The sequence below is a fragment of the Streptomyces sp. GESEQ-35 genome (assembly GCF_017948485.1).
Lineage (GTDB): Bacteria > Actinomycetota > Actinomycetes > Streptomycetales > Streptomycetaceae > Streptomyces.
The window spans coordinates 471014-489179 of sequence record NZ_JAFFSX010000003.1 but is presented as its reverse complement, the minus strand read 5'-3'; the positions used below and the strand labels follow the sequence as shown (position 1 = coordinate 489179).

At 66.9% G+C, this 18166-nt stretch carries 15 protein-coding genes; 7 read left to right on the top strand and 8 right to left on the bottom strand.

What is annotated here, in order from left to right; genetic code table 11:
- Positions 1 to 67 precede the first annotated feature (67 nt).
- The 8 genes from KCH87_RS09265 to rpmH form a co-directional block, all read right to left on the bottom strand.
- Positions 68 to 1162 carry a ParB/RepB/Spo0J family partition protein gene (locus KCH87_RS09265; protein WP_210585438.1) on the bottom strand — a complete coding sequence of 365 codons (1095 nt, stop codon included), beginning with the start codon at positions 1160 to 1162 and terminating at the stop codon, positions 68 to 70.
- Positions 1159 to 2232 (bottom strand): ParA family protein, encoded by a 1074-nt coding sequence (locus tag KCH87_RS09260; protein ID WP_210585487.1) that lies wholly within the window; start codon positions 2230 to 2232, stop codon positions 1159 to 1161. The genes KCH87_RS09265 and KCH87_RS09260 overlap by 4 nt, the downstream gene beginning before the upstream one ends.
- 262 nt (positions 2233 to 2494) lie before the next feature.
- On the bottom strand, positions 2495 to 3211 hold the full coding sequence (rsmG, locus tag KCH87_RS09255) for a 16S rRNA (guanine(527)-N(7))-methyltransferase RsmG (protein ID WP_210585437.1): 717 nt from the start codon (positions 3209 to 3211) through the stop codon (positions 2495 to 2497).
- A gap of 127 nt (positions 3212 to 3338) precedes the next feature.
- The gene (locus tag KCH87_RS09250; protein ID WP_210585436.1) at positions 3339 to 3857 is read right to left on the bottom strand and encodes a R3H domain-containing nucleic acid-binding protein; all 519 of its coding nucleotides are present in this window, start codon (positions 3855 to 3857) and stop codon (positions 3339 to 3341) included.
- A 15-nt stretch (positions 3858 to 3872) separates the two neighbouring features.
- Positions 3873 to 5153, bottom strand: a complete 1281-nt coding sequence (yidC, locus tag KCH87_RS09245; protein ID WP_210585435.1) for a membrane protein insertase YidC — start codon at positions 5151 to 5153, stop codon at positions 3873 to 3875.
- Positions 5154 to 5156: 3 nt separating this feature from the next.
- Entirely contained in the window at positions 5157 to 5510 is a 354-nt protein-coding gene (gene yidD / locus KCH87_RS09240; RefSeq protein ID WP_210585434.1) for a membrane protein insertion efficiency factor YidD, read from the bottom strand.
- A complete protein-coding gene (rnpA, locus tag KCH87_RS09235; RefSeq protein WP_210585433.1) occupies positions 5507 to 5878 on the bottom strand; it encodes a ribonuclease P protein component in 372 nt (123 codons plus the stop codon). The genes yidD and rnpA overlap by 4 nt, the downstream gene beginning before the upstream one ends.
- A gap of 21 nt (positions 5879 to 5899) precedes the next feature.
- Complete coding sequence (rpmH, locus tag KCH87_RS09230) at positions 5900 to 6037, bottom strand: 50S ribosomal protein L34 (RefSeq protein ID WP_005482975.1); 138 nt, start codon at positions 6035 to 6037, stop codon at positions 5900 to 5902.
- A 365-nt stretch (positions 6038 to 6402) separates the two neighbouring features.
- On the opposite strand from rpmH, the gene dnaA reads away from it, so the two are divergent.
- From dnaA to gyrA, 7 genes are all read left to right on the top strand, one after another.
- The gene (gene dnaA / locus KCH87_RS09225; RefSeq protein WP_210585432.1) at positions 6403 to 8313 is read left to right on the top strand and encodes a chromosomal replication initiator protein DnaA; all 1911 of its coding nucleotides are present in this window, start codon (positions 6403 to 6405) and stop codon (positions 8311 to 8313) included.
- 859 nt (positions 8314 to 9172) lie between these two features.
- Positions 9173 to 10303: a DNA polymerase III subunit beta gene (gene dnaN / locus KCH87_RS09220; RefSeq protein ID WP_210585431.1), complete on the top strand. Its 1131-nt coding sequence runs from the start codon at positions 9173 to 9175 to the stop codon at positions 10301 to 10303.
- A gap of 197 nt (positions 10304 to 10500) precedes the next feature.
- Positions 10501 to 11376 carry a phosphogluconate dehydrogenase (NAD(+)-dependent, decarboxylating) gene (gene gnd / locus KCH87_RS09215; protein WP_210585430.1) on the top strand — a complete coding sequence of 292 codons (876 nt, stop codon included), beginning with the start codon at positions 10501 to 10503 and terminating at the stop codon, positions 11374 to 11376.
- Between the two features lie 39 nt (positions 11377 to 11415).
- The gene (gene recF / locus KCH87_RS09210) at positions 11416 to 12537 is read left to right on the top strand and encodes a DNA replication/repair protein RecF (RefSeq protein WP_210585429.1); all 1122 of its coding nucleotides are present in this window, start codon (positions 11416 to 11418) and stop codon (positions 12535 to 12537) included.
- On the top strand, positions 12534 to 13076 hold the full coding sequence (locus KCH87_RS09205; protein ID WP_210585428.1) for a DUF721 domain-containing protein: 543 nt from the start codon (positions 12534 to 12536) through the stop codon (positions 13074 to 13076). Before recF ends, KCH87_RS09205 begins: the two co-directional genes overlap by 4 nt.
- 363 nt (positions 13077 to 13439) lie before the next feature.
- Positions 13440 to 15524, top strand: coding sequence for a DNA topoisomerase (ATP-hydrolyzing) subunit B (gene gyrB / locus KCH87_RS09200; RefSeq protein ID WP_210585427.1), 2085 nt, complete (start codon positions 13440 to 13442; stop codon positions 15522 to 15524).
- 42 nt (positions 15525 to 15566) lie between these two features.
- Complete coding sequence (gyrA, locus tag KCH87_RS09195) at positions 15567 to 18158, top strand: DNA gyrase subunit A (protein ID WP_210585426.1); 2592 nt, start codon at positions 15567 to 15569, stop codon at positions 18156 to 18158.
- The last annotated feature ends 8 nt before the right edge of the window (positions 18159 to 18166 follow it).

Below are 18166 nucleotides of genomic sequence, written 5' to 3'. Positions count from 1 at the left end.
TACACACCGGACACGGCCCGCTCTGTCGGCCGACGCGGGCGGAACTCCCGTCCCATCGGCCGAACACTCAGTCCTCGGTGTCCTCCGCGTCGTCGTCCAGAAGACTCTTCTGGAGAACGGGTCCTTCGCCGGGAGCAATGGAGCCGAGGATGCGCTCAAGATCCTCTATCGACGCGAACTCGACCGTGATCTTGCCCTTCTTCTGGCCGAGGTCGACCTTCACCCGCGTCTCGAAGCGGTCCGAGAGACGGCCTGCGAGGTCGGTCAGCGCCGGGGAAACCCGGGCACCGGCCCGCGGCCCCTTGGCACGCTGGGCCTTCTGCGGGCGGGAGCCCATCAAGGTCACGATCTCCTCGACGGACCTGACCGAGAGCCCCTCCGCCACGACCCGGTAGGCCAGCCGCTCCTGTTCCTCCGGATCATCGACGGAGAGAAGCGCCCGCGCATGCCCGGCGGAGAGCACCCCGGCAGCCACCCGGTTCTGAACCTTCGGCGTGAGCTTCAACAGACGCAGGGTGTTGGACACCTGCGGACGGGACCGGCCGATGCGGTCCGCCAGCTGATCGTGCGTGCAGTTGAAGTCCTTGAGCAGCTGATCGTAGGCAGCCGCCTCTTCGATCGGGTTCAGCTGAGCACGGTGCAGGTTCTCCAGAAGGGCGTCCAGGAGAAGCTTCTCGTCGTCCGTGGCTCGCACGATCGCCGGGATCGCCTCGAGCCCCGCCTCACGGCAGGCCCGCCAGCGCCGCTCGCCCATGATGAGCTCGTAGCGGGCGGGGCCGACCTGCCGTACGACGACGGGCTGGAGGAGACCGACCTCCTGGATGGAGGTGACGAGCTCCTGCAGCGCATCCTCGTCGAAGACCTCACGCGGCTGACGCGGGTTCGGCGTGATGGCGTCGAGGGGAATCTCAGCGAAGTGGGCGCCAATCGGCGGCGCCGGCGTCTCCGCCACACCATTGACCGACGGCTCCTCGGTTTCATGTGAAACAGGCGGCAGCATTGCCACCTTCGCCGCGGCCACTCCGCGGTCGGTAGTCAGCACCGGTACCGCCGCGGGTGACGTGGCAGCGCCCCCCACAGCTGGAGGCACCGCCTTTTCCGTCGGGGCAGCAGGGATCAGTGCGCCGAGACCACGGCCCAACCCCCTCCGTCGCTCGCTCACTGGATCCCCTCCACCATGCTCGGGTCACTCTGGGCACCGATATGGGCGTTCGTCGCTTCGTAGTTGACGCCGACGCCCTTCAGCGCGATTTCTCGTGCCGCCTCAAGATAGGACAGGGCACCGCTCGATCCGGGATCGTAGGTCAGTACCGTCTGCCCGTAGCTCGGTGCCTCGGAGATACGGACCGAGCGAGGGATGCTCGTTCGTAGCACCTCGTCACCGAAGTGGTTGCGCACCTCGTCCGCGACCTGGGACGCAAGGCGCGTCCGGCCGTCGTACATGGTGAGCAGGATCGTCGATACATGCAGGGCGGGGTTGAGGTGCCCCCGCACCAGGTCGACATTGCGCAGGAGTTGGCCCAAGCCTTCCAGCGCGTAGTACTCGCACTGGATGGGGATGAGGACCTCCGCCCCGGCCACCAGCGCGTTGACCGTCAAGAGGCCGAGCGAGGGCGGGCAGTCGATGAGGACGTAGTCCAGCGGCTGCTCGTAGGCCTGGATGGCCCGCTGGAGCCGGCTCTCACGGGCCACCAGGGACACCAGCTCGATCTCGGCACCAGCGAGGTCGATCGTGGCGGGCGCGCAGAAGAGCCCCTCGACATCAGGGACCGGCTGAACGACCTCCGAAAGCGGCCTGCTCTCGACCAATACGTCATAGATGGATGGGACTTCGGCGTGATGGTCGATTCCCAGGGCGGTGGACGCATTGCCCTGTGGGTCGAGGTCGATCACCAGGACACGGCCGCCATGAAGGGCCAGCGAAGCGGCAAGATTGACGGTCGTCGTTGTCTTGCCCACGCCTCCCTTCTGGTTGGCGACCACCATGACCCGGGTCTGCTCCGGCCGTGGCAGACCCTCGCCGGCGCGGCCCAGGGCCTCCACCGCCAGTTGGGCAGCACGACCGATGGGAGTGTCGTCCATCGGGGGCGGTGTTTCACGTGAAACATCGTCCCCCATCGATTCGGTACGGGGACCGGGGACCGGATCGGTCATCGGTCCCGCGATGTTGGCGTCGGACCGCAAGGATTCACTCTCCTCGACTTCAGGCTCGCAATGAACAGAGCCTCCCATGCCTTCGGGGTCGTGAACCAGTGAGGCCTGTTGTTCTGTGGAGAAATCCACCTCTGTGGACAACTCCGTTACCTCTCGGAGTGACCCGAGAGGCTTCCGATCGCGGGGTTCGGCCGCGCGACCGCGGCTGATGATGCCGTGGAGCAGTGAGCGACGTTTCACGTGAAACACGATGCACACCAGGTGCGGCCGAACTGTCGCGACACTCCGGCATGGGTAGGTTTGGCGGCTTGTGTGGAGTACGTCTCGTCATCAGGACGGATCAGCGGCGCCGCCGCGCACGTCCAGTCCTGGCCGCCTTCGCACGCTTCGCCGCGAAGCGCACACCGCCCGGACTCTCGCCCACCTCAACCCGTACGACCGTGGACAGCGGATCCACCACTCCTTCGCCCACATGGATGATGGACGTCTCCACCGCACCAAGCTTGCTCAGCGCCGTAGTGGCCGCCTTGAGCTCCTCCTCAGCGGTATCGCCCTTGAGGGCGAGCATCTCGCCGTACGGGCGCAGTAGCGGGATACCCCAGGCGGCCAGTCGGTCCAGCGGAGCCACGGCACGTGCGGTCACGACATGCACGGGGGTGACCTTCCCCATGACCTCTTCGGCGCGCCCGCGCACGACGGTCACATGGTCGAGGTCCAGAAGCTCGACGACCTCGGTCAGGAAGGTGGTACGCCGAAGCAGCGGCTCCAACAGCGTGATCTTCAGGTCCTCCCGAACCAGTGCCAGAGGAATGCCGGGCAGGCCGGCACCCGAGCCGACGTCGCACACAGTCACCCCCTCGGGCACGACCTCGGAGAGCACCGCACAGTTCAGCAGGTGCCGCTCCCACAGGCGGGGCACCTCACGCGGGCCGATCAGACCGCGCTGAACGCCCGCCTCAGCGAGCAGCTCGGCATAGCGCACCGCATCCGCGAAGCGATCGCCGAACACCTCACGCGCCTGCTCGGGCGCGGGGGGAAGCTCCGCTGCCTCCGTCACGGGGGACCGTCCTTCCGTACCGCATCGGCGTACCGAGCGCCGACCACGAGAACCACCAGAACTATCAGGCTGACAAAGTTCGGCCCCGCCTGCCGGGCAGACGGGGCCGGAGGACCGTAAGGACCGATCAGGCAGGAAGTACAACGACGAAGCGCTGCGGCTCCTCGCCCTCGGACTCACTGCGCAGACCCGCGGACTTGACCGCGTCGTGCACGACCTTGCGCTCGAATGGAGTCATCGGATTCAGCTTTACGGGCTCACCGCTGCTCCTGACCTCGGCGGCGGCCTTCGCGCCCAGCTCGGAAAGCTCCGTGCGCTTCTTGGCCCGGTAGCCGGCGATGTCCAGCATCAGACGGCTGCGATCCCCGGTCTCCCGGTGCACGGCCAGGCGCGTGAGCTCCTGGAGCGCCTCCAGTACCTCACCGTCACGGCCGACCAACTTCTGCAGGTCACGGCCGCTCGAGTCGCTGATGATCGACACAGCGGCGCGGTCCGCCTCGACATCCATGTCGATGTCGCCATCGAGATCGGCGATGTCCAGCAGACCCTCGAGGTAGTCCGCAGCGATCTCGCCCTCCTGCTCCAGGCGGGACAGGGTGTCTGTGTCTGCACCCTCGGCAGCAGCGGAGGTGGTGCCTTCCGTCACGGGATGGACTCCTTCTTACTTCTTGGACGGGGACTTGGGCCGCTGCGGGCCCTTGCGCTGCCCGGACTGAGCCTTGCTGCGGCCACCGGAACTACCGGAGCCGGGCTTCTGCTCGGTCTTCTTTGCGGCAGGCTTGGCGTCCTCGGGCTCGTCGGACTTGCTCAGCGACGTCTTCGGCTCGGAGGACTCACCGGCCGCCTTGGGGCTGCCGGACTGCCGCTGAGCCTTGCTCTGCCGCTTGGGCTGCTGGCGCTTGGGGGTGCCGGTCGTCGGCGCACCGTCCTCGGTCTCGACAGCGGTCGCGGCCTCGCCCTTCACGACGAAACCGTCCGCCTGCGCCACGAGGCCGGCCTTGCTCAGGCCGTTGATGAACTTGCGCTCGTACTCGTTGCGGTCACGGCCCTTGGCGACGATGGCCTTGACGATGTTGCGCTCACTGCGCCGACGAGCCTTGCCCTGGTGCGTGACGTGCTTGGTCAGGCGCTCCAGGTACGCGGCCTGGGCCTTGGAACCCGGGGTCGGGTTGTTGCGGATGACGTACATCTGCTGGCCCATGGTCCACACGTTGGTGGTCAGCCAGTAGACGAGGACACCGACCGGGAAGTTGATGCCGAAGACGGCGAACATGACCGGGAAGATGTACATCAGCATCTTCTGCTGCTGCATGAAGGGCGTCTTCACCGTGGTGTCGACGTTCTTCGTCATCAACTGGCGCTGCGTGTAGAACTGCGACGCAGACATCATGACGATCATGATCGCGGTGACGATCCGGACGTCGGTCAGCGTGGCGCCGAGCGCCTCCACCTTCGACGAGCTGTCGGTGAACTTCGAGGCGAGGGGGGCACCGAAGATATGCGCCTTCTGCGCGCTCTCCAGCAGACCCTTGTTGATCACGCCGATCGTGTCGTTCGTCGCGATGCTGTTGAGCACGTGGTACAGGGCGAAGAAGAACGGCGACTGCGCCAGGATGGGAAGGCACGAGGAGAGCGGGTTGGTGCCCGTCTCCTTGTACAGCTTCATCATCTCTTCGGACTGACGCTGTTTGTCGTTCTTGTAGCGCTCCTGGATCTTCTTCATCTCGGGCTGAAGCGTCTGCATCGCCCGGGTCGACTTGATCTGCTTCACGAAGAGCGGGATCAAGCAGATACGGATCAGAATCACCAGGGACACGATGGACAGGCCCCAGGCCCACCCGGTGTCGTCGCCGAAGAGGGCGCCGTACACCGAGTGGAACTGGACGATGACCCAGGAGACAGGTGTCGTGATGAAGCTGAAGAGGCTGGCAATCGTGTCCACTAATCATGCTCCTTGGGCATGGGACGGGGTCTCTGCGGCCGGGCTCGAAGGACTCTGTCCCTCTGTGGCCGTTTCGGCGGCGGAGTGCCCGCCCTTGCGTGCACGCCAGGCGTCACGCAGCATTTCGTGCCACCGCGGGCGCTTGCGCGGCGGGACATGGTCCACACCACCGAGCGACCACGGATTGCACCGCAGGATGCGCCAGGCGGTGAGTGCCGTTCCCTTGATGGCACCGTGCCGGTCGATGGCCGTATAGCCGTAGTGGGAGCACGACGGGTAGTACTTGCAGACCGGCCCGAGCAGCGGACTGATCGTCCACTGATAGAGCTTGATCAGAGCCAGTAGCGGGTACTTCATCGTGCGCCCCCTCCCAGCAGCCGCTCCAGAGCGGCATCCAGGTCTTGGGCCAGTTGTCCATGGTCGGCGTCGCCCGCGCCGGGCAACGCTCGTACGACTACCAGGCTACCGGGGGGCAACAGGGCGACTCGCTCCCGCATCAGATGCCGGAGTCTGCGCTTCACCTTGTTCCGTACGACCGCACCGCCCACCGCCTTGCTCACGACGAAACCCGCACGCGTCGGGGGAGCGCTCTCCCCAGGCGCGTGCGGGTCCGTGGCACCGCTACGAAGGTGGACGACAAGAGTCGGGCGGCCGGCCCTGCGTCCTCGCCGTACAGCGGTCGCGAAGTCTTCGCGCCGCCTCAGCCGATGCTCGGTAGGCAGCACGACGTCATGACCTGATCAGAATCAGGCGGACAGGCTGGCGCGACCCTTGCTACGGCGGTTGGCGAGAATCGCGCGACCGGCACGGGTACGCATCCGCAGGCGGAAGCCGTGGGTCTTCGCGCGACGACGGTTGTTCGGCTGGAAGGTGCGCTTGCTCACTCGGGGGCTCCAGAAATCAATCGGTAGTGGCGGGTGCCGTCCTGGCTGTCACCGTGCGCCCACGAGTAGCTCGCGTTAACGCCCGAGTGCACCGCTTCCCGATCACCTTGACGCGATCTGTGCCCATCGGAGGCAGGCGGCAGCAGCCATCGACAACTCGACCTGGTCACGGTACGCGGGGCTACGCCATCCGGTCAAACCAACAGCCCTCAGGAGACACTATCCACAGCCTGGGGACAACAACTTGAACCGCACCCGTCGCCCTGACTACCGTGGCTGGACTCCCATTCGCCCGTCCCACCCGATTTGAATCCCAAGCCGTCCCACAACCACACGTTCGTGGGACCCACGAGAGAGCGTGCCCTGTGGCTGATGTGCCTGCCGATCTTGCCGCAGTGTGGCCACGAGTACTCGAGCAGCTCCTCGGCGAGGGCCGCGGACAGGGAGTCGAGGCGAAGGACGAGCGCTGGATCCGCCGCTGCCAGCCGCTCGCACTGGTCGCGGACACCGCCCTGCTCGCCGTACCGAACGAATTCGCGAAGGGCGTACTGGAAGGCCGTCTCGCGCCCATCGTCAGCGAGACACTGAGCCGCGAGTGCGGCCGCCCGATCCGCATCGCGATCACCGTCGACGACTCCGCCGGCGAGCCCCCGACCCCGCCGGCACCACCCACGCGCCCTCGGTACGACGAGCCGGAACCCCCCTCCCAATACGAGGGCTACGGCCGCCACCGCGCCGACGACCGCCCCGGCACCCCGAGCGACCAACTGCCCCCGCCCCGCGCGGATCAGCTCCCGACAGCCCGTCCCGCGTACCCCTCGGAATACCAGCGCCCCGAGCCCGGCGCCTGGCCGCGCGGCTCCCAGGACGACTACGGCTGGCAGCAGCAGCGGCTCGGCTTCCCGGAACGCGACCCGTACGCGTCACCGTCGCAGGACTCGTACGGATCCCAGGATTCCTACGGCTCTCAGGACTCGTACGGATCCCAGGACTCGTACCCCCCGCCGTCCCAGGACTACCGTCCGCAGTCAATGGAGCGCCCGTCCTACGACACACAGCGCTCCGAGTACGAGCAGTCCCGCTCCGAATACAACCAGCGTGACCCCCGCCGGGAACGGCCCGAGCCGCCGTCCGCCTCCGGTCATGTGCATCGCGGCGGACCGGTAGGCCCCACCCTTCCCACCACCGGCGCTCCCGGTCCGCTGGCCGCGCAGCCCGCGCCGGCGACCGGTCCCGGCGAACCGACCGCGCGCCTGAATCCGAAGTACCTCTTCGACACGTTCGTCATCGGCGCCTCCAACCGCTTCGCACACGCGGCCGCGGTGGCCGTCGCCGAAGCACCGGCGAAGGCGTACAACCCCCTCTTCATCTATGGGGAGTCCGGGCTCGGCAAGACGCACCTGCTGCACGCGATCGGGCACTACGCGCGGAGCCTCTACCCGGGCACGCGCGTGCGCTACGTGAGCTCGGAGGAGTTCACCAACGAGTTCATCAACTCCATCCGCGACGGCAAGGGCGACAGCTTCCGCAAGCGGTACCGGGAGATGGACATCCTGCTCGTCGACGACATCCAGTTCCTGGCGGACAAGGAGTCGACGCAGGAGGAGTTCTTCCACACCTTCAACACCCTCCACAACGCCAACAAGCAGATCGTGCTCTCCAGCGACCGGCCGCCGAAGCAGCTGGTCACGCTGGAGGACCGGCTGCGGAACCGTTTCGAGTGGGGTCTGATCACCGACGTCCAGCCGCCCGAGCTGGAGACCCGTATCGCCATCCTTCGTAAGAAGGCGGTGCAGGAGCAGCTCAACGCCCCGCCCGAAGTACTGGAGTTCATCGCCTCCCGGATCTCGCGCAACATCCGCGAGCTGGAGGGCGCGCTGATCCGGGTGACGGCGTTCGCGTCGCTCAACCGGCAGCCGGTGGACCTGGGCCTGACGGAGATCGTCCTCAAGGACCTCATCCCGGGTGGCGACGACTCGACGCCGGAGATCACCTCGACGGCCATCATGAGCGCGACCGCCGACTACTTCGGCCTCACGGTCGAGGACCTGTGCGGCAGCTCTCGCGGCCGCCAGCTCGTCACGGCACGCCAGATCGCCATGTACCTGTGCCGCGAGCTCACGGACCTGTCGCTGCCGAAGATCGGCGCGCTGTTCGGCGGCCGCGACCATACGACGGTGATGCACGCCGACCGCAAGATCCGCAATCTGATGGCCGAGCGACGCTCCATCTACAACCAGGTGACCGAGCTGACGAACCGCATCAAGAACGGCTGACAGCCACAGAGTTACGACGACGAGGGCGCCCTCCGGAGGAGATCCGGAGGGCGCCCTTCTTCGTGCCGCGGCAACCCGGTGTTCGAATACGGGCCGCGTTACGGCCACTCTCCACAGATTCGGTGACTTTCTGCCGTCCACACCCTGGGGACTGGGAAGTTGTCCAGATCCTGTCCACAGCCCACTCTGTTGACAGAGCATCAAGCCAGGTCAGGTGCCTGTGGATTCGTGGACGAACGATCTCCACAGACTGTGGACAGCGAGAGGATCCACAGGGTGTGCACGAAGTTGTCCACCGGCAACCCACAGGCTGGGGCAGGTTGTCCCCAGTGATTGCCAGGTTCTCCACACCGCTGTCCACTGTTCGGCAACGCGACGCGCCTACTCACCGGGTCGAGTGAAAGCCGTCACATCAAGGTGCCGGGTTGGGCTGTGGGAAAGGTGGGTAAAGCTGGGGACGGCCCTGGGGAGAAGTCACCTCAGGCTGTGCACGGGGTGTGCAGAACTTTCCGTTCTCCACAGATTCGCCTAGTTGTCCACCGTCGTCGCCCACAGGGCCCGTGGACAAAATCTCCCTGCTGACCTGGGAAAACAGGGTTATCCACCGTATCCACAGGCCCTACTACTACTCCCAACTAGAGAGAGCTAGGAATTCGTTTAGAAGGGGGTCCTGTGCACAACTCGCTCTTCGGCGTCCGACTGCCCCTCGTCACGACTTGACCCCGAGAGGCACCTACTGTCAGTGCCGTGCGTCAGACTGTTCCCCGGTGTCCTTCCCCTCACAGGGGCCGAACACACCGAGACAGACGACGAAGCCAGGCAGGCCGAGAAGCGCCGGCAACAGCAGGAGGCGGCAACAGTGAAGATCCGGGTGGAACGCGACGTACTCGCGGAGGCAGTGGCCTGGGCGGCGCGCAGCCTCCCGGCCCGTCCGCCGGCGCCTGTCCTCGCCGGCCTTCTGCTGAAGGCCGAGGAAGGCCAGCTGAGCCTGTCCAGCTTCGACTACGAGGTCTCCGCGCGGGTGTCCGTGGACGCCGAGGTCGAGGAGGAGGGCACGGTCCTCGTATCGGGCCGGCTGCTCGCCGACATCTGCCGCGCACTGCCCAACCGCCCGGTGGAGATTTCCACAGACGGTGTACGGGCGACGGTGGTCTGCGGCTCCTCGCGGTTCACACTCCACACACTGCCTGTGGAGGAGTACCCGGCGCTGCCGCAGATGCCGACGGCGACCGGCACCGTCCCCGGCGAGGTCTTCGCCTCGGCCGCCTCCCAGGTCGCCATCGCCGCAGGCCGTGACGACACGCTGCCCGTCCTCACCGGTGTGCGTATCGAGATCGAGGGCGACCGGGTCACCCTGGCCTCCACCGACCGCTACCGCTTCGCGGTCCGCGAGTTCCTGTGGAAGCCGGAGAACCCCGAGGCGTCCGCGGTCGCCCTGGTGCCTGCCAAGACGCTCCTGGACACCGCCAAGGCGCTCACCAGCGGCGACAGCGTGATCCTGGCGCTGTCCGGTTCGGGTGCGGGCGAGGGCCTGATCGGCTTCGAGGGTGCCGGCCGGCGTACGACGACCCGTCTGCTGGAGGGCGACCTCCCGAAGTACCGCTCGCTGTTCCCGACGGAGTTCAACTCCATCGCCGTGATCGAGACCGCCCCCTTCGTGGAGGCCGTCAAGCGCGTGGCCCTGGTCGCCGAGCGCAACACTCCGGTGCGGCTCAGCTTCGAGCAGGGTGTGCTCATCCTGGAGGCCGGTTCCAGCGACGACGCACAGGCTGTGGAACGGGTGGACGCCCAGCTGGAGGGCGACGACGTGTCCATCGCCTTCAACCCGACGTTCCTGCTGGACGGCCTCAGCGCCATCGACTCCCCGGTGGCCCAGCTGTCGTTCACGACGTCCACCAAGCCCGCGCTGCTCAGTGGCAAGCCGGCGCTGGACGCCGAGGCGGACGAGGCCTACAAGTACCTGATCATGCCTGTGCGTCTGAGTGGCTGAGCGGCCGACGCCGCGGTCGGTTGTCCACAGGGTGTGAGCTCCGAGTGGACAACCGGGCTCGCCCGTCCGTCGAAGCCGCAGGTCGGGGTGTACGTATGAGCGCGTATGCCCACAGGTGTGCGTGAGCGTCCGGGTTTAGGCTCGGACGTGGGTACGAAGGTGCCTCACACGCCACACAGCAACCTAAGGAACAACTGATGGATCTCGGTCTCGTCGGCCTCGGCAAGATGGGCGGCAACATGCGCGAGCGGATCCGCCGCGCAGGCCACACCGTCGTCGGATACGACCGCAACCCGGACCTCGCCGATGTCCACAGCCTGGAAGAGCTTGTGGGCAAGCTCAGCGGTCCGCGCGTCGTATGGGTGATGGTCCCGGCCGGTGCCCCCACCCAGTCGACCCTCGACGAACTGGCCGAGCTGCTGGAGCCCGGTGATGTCGTCGTGGACGGCGGCAACTCGCGCTGGACGGACGACGAGAAGCACGCCGAGGAGCTGGCCGCCAAAGGCATAGGTTTCGTCGACTGCGGTGTCTCCGGCGGCGTCTGGGGCCTGGAGAACGGCTACGCGCTGATGTACGGCGGCGACGCGGAGAACGTCGCCAAGGTGCTGCCGGTCTTCGACGCCCTCAAGCCCAAGGGCGATCTCGGCGCGGTGCACGCCGGCAAGGTCGGCGCGGGCCACTTCGCGAAGATGGTCCACAACGGCATCGAGTACGCGATGATGCAGGCCTATGCCGAGGGCTGGGAGCTCCTGGAGAAGGTCGACTCCGTGACCGACGTCCGGGAGGTGTTCCGTTCCTGGCAGGAGGGGACGGTCATCCGCTCCTGGCTGCTCGACCTCGCGGTGAACGCCCTCGACGAGGACGAGCACCTTCAGCAGCTGCGCGGTTATGCACAGGACTCCGGCGAAGGCCGCTGGACTGTGGAAGCCGCCATCGACAACGCCGTGCCGTTGCCCGCGATCACGGCGTCCCTGTTCGCGCGGTTCGCCTCGCGCCAGGATGACTCTCCGCAGATGAAGATGATCGCGGCGCTGCGGAACCAGTTCGGCGGTCACGCGGTCGAGAAGAAGTAACCAGCACCACAGGACACTGGGGGAGGTCGGCGAACGACCATGCACGTCACGCATCTGTCGCTGGCCGACTTCCGCTCGTACGCCCGGGTCGAAGTTCCGCTCGACCCGGGTGTCACGGCCTTCGTGGGCCCCAACGGGCAGGGCAAGACGAACCTCGTCGAAGCGGTCGGCTACCTCGCCACTCTCGGCAGCCATCGCGTCGCCTCTGACTCCCCCCTCGTCCGTATGGGCGCCGACCGTGCGGTCATCCGGGCGCAGGTCAAGCAGGGTGAGCGGCAGCAGCTGGTCGAGCTCGAGCTGAACCCCGGCAAGTCGAACCGTGCCCGCATCAATAGGTCCTCGCAGGTCAGACCCCGTGATGTGCTGGGCATCGTACGGACTGTGCTGTTCGCGCCGGAGGATCTCGCGCTGGTCAAGGGCGACCCCGGGGAGCGGCGCCGTTTCCTGGACGAGCTGATCACCGCCCGCTCCCCGCGTATGGCGGGTGTGCGCTCGGACTACGAACGGGTCCTCAAGCAGCGCAACACCCTGCTGAAATCGGCCGCGTTGGCCCGACGGCACGGCGGTCGCTCGATGGACCTGTCCACCCTCGACGTCTGGGACCAGCACCTCGCGCGTGTAGGCGCCGAGTTGCTCGCCCAGCGCCTGGACCTGGTAGCCGCGATCCAGCCGCTGGCCGACAAGGCGTACGAGCAACTGGCCCCCGGCGGCGGCCCGGTCGCCCTGGAGTACAAGCCGTCCGCACCGGGTGAGGCGCACACGCGCGAGGACCTCTACACGCAGCTGATGGCCGCGCTCGCCGATGCCCGCAAGCAGGAGATCGAGCGGGGCGTCACCCTCGTAGGGCCTCATCGAGACGATTTGAATCTCAAACTCGGTCAGTTGCCCGCCAAGGGATACGCCTCCCACGGCGAGTCCTGGTCCTATGCGCTGGCGCTGCGGCTGGCGTCGTACGACCTGCTCAGGGCCGAGGGGAACGAGCCGGTGCTGATCCTCGACGACGTGTTCGCCGAGCTGGACACCCGTCGGCGCGAGCGGCTGGCCGAGCTGGTCGCGCCGGGTGAGCAGGTGCTGGTGACGGCCGCGGTGGACGACGACGTACCGCACGTACTGACGGGGACGCGGTACACCGTGTCGGACGGGACGGTGGAGCGCGCATGACGACCGACGACTCCAAGAGAGCACCTGAGGAGAAGGCACCCGAGCCGTCCGGCGTCGACCTCGCGCGCGTGGCGCTGCGCGCCGCGAAGGAACAGGCACGCGCGCGTGGAGACGCGGCGCAGCAGAAGAAGCAGGCGCGCCGCGGCGGACTGCGCTCCGGCGCGCGTGCCGATGGACGCGACCCCATGGCGCTCGGTGCCGCGATCAACCGCCTGATCAACGAGCGCGGTTGGGAGGCCCCGGCCGCGGTGGGCGGTGTGATGGGCCGCTGGCCGCAGATCGTCGGCGAGGACGTGGCCAAGCACTGCGAGCCGGAGAAGTACGACGAGGACGAGCATGTGCTGATCGTGCGCTGCGACTCCACCGCGTGGGCGACGAATCTGCGCCTGCTCGCCCCCACGCTGGTCGCCCGTCTCAACGAGGACCTCGGCCACGGCACCGTGAAGATGATCAAGGTGAACGGCCCCAGTGGCCCCGCCCGCCGCTATGGCCCTCTGCGTGCTCCGGGCAGTACGGGACCCGGCGACACCTATGGGTGACGGACATCACGTCGGCGGTGCCGATCAACGCGCGTCGACGCCTGCGAAGCACAAGCAGACGCGGTTGCGAATCCCGACCTGACTCCGAAGTAGCCAAGGGTTGACAGCCGGAAGCGCTGAGTGCCTCCGTGAGCCTCTTGGAGCCCCGCTCCGCATATGGGGACCCGGCAGAGACCGATTCGGGGCGCCACATGAGGACTCAGGTACCGGCAAACCCCCATCACTGTCGGCGCTACCGGTAGACTGGAAGCTAATCCCGCCCCATCCGTGGGGACCGCCCGGGAGAAGCTGAGCAACGCTGATCAAGGCTTACCAACGCAACATGCCGCAGCCGCTCCGGCAACCCGCCGACGAGCCGTGCTGGTGCTGTGCCAGAAAGGGCGCTTCGTGGCCGATTCCGGCAACCCCAACGAGAACATCCCGTCCACCGACGCCGGCGAGATCGGCGCGGTGACCTCGTCGAACGGCGAGGTCACCGCCTCGTACGACGCCAGCGCCATCACCGTCCTCGAGGGTCTGGACGCGGTCCGCAAGCGACCCGGCATGTACATCGGCTCGACCGGTGAGCGCGGACTTCACCACCTCGTGTACGAGGTGGTCGACAACTCCGTCGACGAGGCGCTGGCCGGCCACGCGGACACCATCGAGGTGACGATCCTCCCCGACGGCGGGGTGCGCGTGGTCGACAACGGCCGTGGCATCCCGGTCGGCATCGTCGCCTCCGAGAACAAGCCGGCGCTTGAGGTCGTGCTGACCGTGCTGCACGCGGGCGGCAAGTTCGGCGGCGGCGGCTACGCGGTCTCCGGTGGTCTGCACGGCGTGGGCGTCTCCGTGGTGAACGCGCTGTCCGCGAAGGTCGCGGTCGAGGTGAAGACCGACGGCCACCGCTGGACGCAGGACTACAAGTTGGGTGTCCCCACGGCGCCGCTCGCCCAGCACGAGGCGACCGAGGAGACCGGCACAGCGGTCACCTTCTGGGCCGACAGCGACATCTTCGAGACCACCGACTACTCTTTCGAAACGCTGTCGCGGCGCTTCCAGGAGATGGCGTTCCTCAACAAGGGTTTGACGATCAAACTCACTGATGAGCGCGAGTCGGCGAAGGCCACCTCCGGGGCGGACGAGGCCGGCGCGGACGAGACCGCCGAGGTCAAGACGGTCACGTACCACTACGAAGGCGGCATCGTCGACTTCGTGAAGTACCTCAACTCCCGCAAGGGAGACGTGGTGCACCCGACGGTGATCGACCTCGAGGCCGAGGACAAGGACAAGGCCCTCTCCCTCGAAGTCGCCATGCAGTGGAACAGCGGCTACAGCGAGGGTGTGTACTCCTTCGCCAACATCATCCACACCCACGAGGGCGGCACCCACGAAGAGGGCTTCCGCGCCGCGCTGACGAACCTGATCAACAAGTACGCGCGCGACAAGAAGCTGCTCCGCGAGAAGGACGACAACCTCACGGGTGACGACATCCGCGAGGGTCTGACCGCGATCATCTCGGTGAAGCTGAGCGAGCCGCAGTTCGAGGGCCAGACCAAGACCAAGCTGGGCAACACGGAGGCGAAGACCTTCGTCCAGAAGGCGGTCTACGAACACCTCAACGACTGGCTGGACCGCAACCCGAACGAGGCCGCGGACATCGTCCGCAAGGGCATCCAGGCCGCCACCGCGCGCGTGGCCGCCCGTAAGGCGCGTGACCTGACCCGTCGCAAGGGCCTGCTCGAGACCGCGTCGCTGCCGGGCAAGCTCTCCGACTGCCAGTCGAACGACCCCATCAAGTGCGAGATCTTCATCGTCGAGGGTGACTCCGCCGGCGGCTCGGCCAAGTCCGGCCGCAACCCGCAGTACCAGGCGATCCTCCCGATCCGAGGCAAGATCCTCAACGTCGAGAAGGCGCGGATCGACAAGATCCTTCAGAACCAGGAGATCCAGGCGCTGATCTCGGCCTTCGGCACCGGAGTCCACGAGGACTTCGATATCGAGCGGCTGCGCTATCACAAGATCATCCTGATGGCGGACGCCGACGTCGACGGCCAGCACATCAACACCCTGCTGCTGACCTTCCTGTTCCGCTTCATGCGGCCGCTGGTCGAGGCCGGGCACGTGTTCCTCTCCCGCCCGCCGCTCTACAAGATCAAGTGGGGCCGGGACGACTTCGAGTACGCGTACTCCGACCGCGAGCGCGACGCGCTGATCGAACTCGGCCGGCAGAACGGCAAGCGCACCCGCGATGACTCGGTCCAGCGCTTCAAGGGTCTCGGCGAGATGAACGCCGAGGAACTGCGCATCACCACGATGGACCAGGAGCATCGCGTCCTCGGCCAGGTCACCCTCGACGACGCCGCCCAGGCCGACGACCTGTTCTCGGTCCTGATGGGCGAGGACGTCGAGGCACGCCGCCAGTTCATCCAGCGCAACGCCAAGGACGTCCGCTTCCTCGACATCTGAGTCGGTCTCAGCTGACCGCACCAGGAAGGATCTTCACCAGCAATGGCCGACGAGAACACTCCAGGCACTCCGGAAGATGAGGGCTTCACCCTGCGCGTCGAGCCCGTCGGGCTCGAGACGGAGATGCAGCGCTCGTATCTCGACTACGCGATGTCCGTCATCGTCTCGCGCGCGCTGCCGGACGTCCGCGACGGACTCAAGCCCGTCCACCGCCGCGTCCTGTACGCGATGTACGACGGCGGCTACCGCCCCGAGCGCGGCTTCTACAAGTGCGCCCGCGTCGTCGGTGACGTCATGGGCACCTACCACCCGCACGGCGACTCCTCGATCTACGACGCGCTGGTCCGCCTGGCGCAGTCGTGGTCGATGCGGATGCCGCTGGTGGACTCCAACGGCAACTTCGGCTCTCCGGGCAACGACCCCGCGGCCGCCATGCGCTACACCGAGTGCAAGATGGCGCCGCTGTCCATGGAGATGGTCCGTGACATCGACGAGGAGACCGTCGACTTCACGGACAACTACGACGGCCGCAACCAGGAGCCGACGGTCCTGCCGGCCCGGTTCCCGAACCTGCTGATCAACGGCTCGGCCGGTATCGCGGTCGGCATGGCGACCAACATCCCGCCGCACAACCTGCGTGAGGTCGCGTCCGGCGCCCAGTGGTACCTGGAGAACCCGGAGGCCTCGCACGAGGAGCTCCTGGACGCCCTGATCGAGCGCATCAAGGGCCCGGACTTCCCGACCGGAGCCCTGGCGGTGGGCCGTAAGGGCATCGAGGAGGCCTACCGCACGGGCCGCGGCTCGATCACCATGCGGGCGGTGGTCGAGGTCGAGGAGATCCAGGGCCGCCAGTGCCTGGTGGTGACGGAGCTGCCGTACCAGGTCAACCCCGACAACCTGGCGCAGAAGATCGCCGACGGGGTGAAGGACGGCAAGATCGGCGGCATCGCCGACGTCCGTGACGAGACCTCGTCCCGTACGGGCCAGCGTCTCGTCATCGTCCTGAAGCGCGACGCGGTCGCCAAGGTCGTACTGAACAACCTCTACAAGCACACCGATCTGCAGACGAACTTCGGCGCCAACATGCTGGCGCTGGTGGACGGCGTGCCGCGCACGCTGTCGCTCGACGCGTTCATCCGCCACTGGGTGACGCACCAGATCGAGGTCATCGTCCGCCGTACGCGCTTCCGCCTGCGCAAGGCCGAGGAGCGGGCGCACATCCTGCGCGGTCTGCTGAAGGCCCTGGACGCCATCGACGAGGTCATCGCGCTGATCCGGCGCAGTGACACCGTCGAGATCGCCCGCGTGGGCCTGATGCAGCTCCTGGAGATCGACGAGATCCAGGCCAACGCCATCCTCGAGATGCAGCTGCGGCGGCTCGCGGCCCTGGAGCGCCAGAAGATCGTCCAGGAGCACGCCGAACTCCAGGCGAAGATCAACGAGTACAACGAGATCCTCGCTTCGCCGGTCCGCCAGCGTGGCATCGTCAGCCAGGAACTCGCCGCGATCGTCGACAAGTTCGGCGACGACCGCAAGACCATGCTGGTGCCCTACGACGGCGACATGTCCATCGAGGACCTCATCGCCGAAGAGGACATCGTGGTGACGGTCACCCGCGGCGGTTACGTCAAGCGGACCAAGACCGACGACTACCGCGCCCAGAAGCGCGGCGGCAAGGGTGTGCGCGGCGCGAAGCTCAAGGAAGACGACATCGTCGACCACTTCTTCGTGTCCACCACGCACCACTGGCTGCTGTTCTTCACCAACAAGGGCCGTGTCTACCGGGCGAAGGCGTACGAGCTCCCCGACGCCGGCCGTGACGCGCGAGGCCAGCATGTGGCGAACCTGCTCGCCTTCCAGCCGGACGAGGCGATCGCCGAGATCCTCGCGATCCGCGACTACGACGCGACGCCGTACCTGGTGCTCGCCACCAAGGGCGGCCTGGTCAAGAAGACGCCTCTGAAGGATTACGATTCGCCGCGTTCCGGCGGCGTCATCGCGATCAACCTCCGTGAGACGGCGGACGGTTCCGATGACGAACTGATCGGAGCCGAACTCGTTTCGTCCGAGGACGATCTGCTTCTGATCAGCAGGAAGGCGCAGTCGATCAGGTTCACCGCCACGGACGAAGCCCTTCGTCCCATGGGCCGTGCCACCTCGGGTGTCAAGGGCATGAGTTTCCGCGAGGGCGACGAGCTGCTCTCGATGAATGTTGTTCGACCCGGTACGTTCGTGTTCACTGCCACAGACGGCGGGTACGCGAAGCGGACCCTTGTCGATGAGTACCGCGTCCAGGGACGCGGCGGCCTCGGTATCAAGGCCGCCAAGATCGTGGAGGACCGCGGATCGCTCGTCGGTGCGCTGGTGGTCGAGGAGACCGACGAGATCCTCGCCATCACGCTGTCCGGCGGTGTGATTCGTACGCGAGTCAACGGGGTCAGGGAGACAGGCCGTGACACCATGGGCGTCCAACTGATCAACCTGGGCAAGCGCGATGCCGTGGTCGGTATCGCACGCAACGCCGAGGCTGGGCGCGAGGCGGAGGAAGTCGACGGCGACGTGGCCGTGGACGAGACCGCCGAGGATGTCGTGACCACCGGCACGGACGAGGGTGAGGCGCCCTCGGCCGAGTAGCACGAGGA

Bases quoted from the DNA above. Each gene is read 5' to 3' on its own strand.
- KCH87_RS09260 (WP_210585487.1), bottom strand. From the start codon at position 2,232: ATGGGAGGCTCTGTTCATTGCGAGCCTGAAGTCGAGGAGAGTGAATCC.
- recF (WP_210585429.1), top strand. From the start codon at position 11,416: ATGCACGTCACGCATCTGTCGCTGGCCGACTTCCGCTCGTACGCCCGG.
- yidD (WP_210585434.1), bottom strand. From the start codon at position 5,510: ATGAAGTACCCGCTACTGGCTCTGATCAAGCTCTATCAGTGGACGATC.
- gnd (WP_210585430.1), top strand. From the start codon at position 10,501: ATGGATCTCGGTCTCGTCGGCCTCGGCAAGATGGGCGGCAACATGCGC.
- KCH87_RS09205 (WP_210585428.1), top strand. From the start codon at position 12,534: ATGACGACCGACGACTCCAAGAGAGCACCTGAGGAGAAGGCACCCGAG.
- gyrA (WP_210585426.1), top strand. From the start codon at position 15,567: ATGGCCGACGAGAACACTCCAGGCACTCCGGAAGATGAGGGCTTCACC.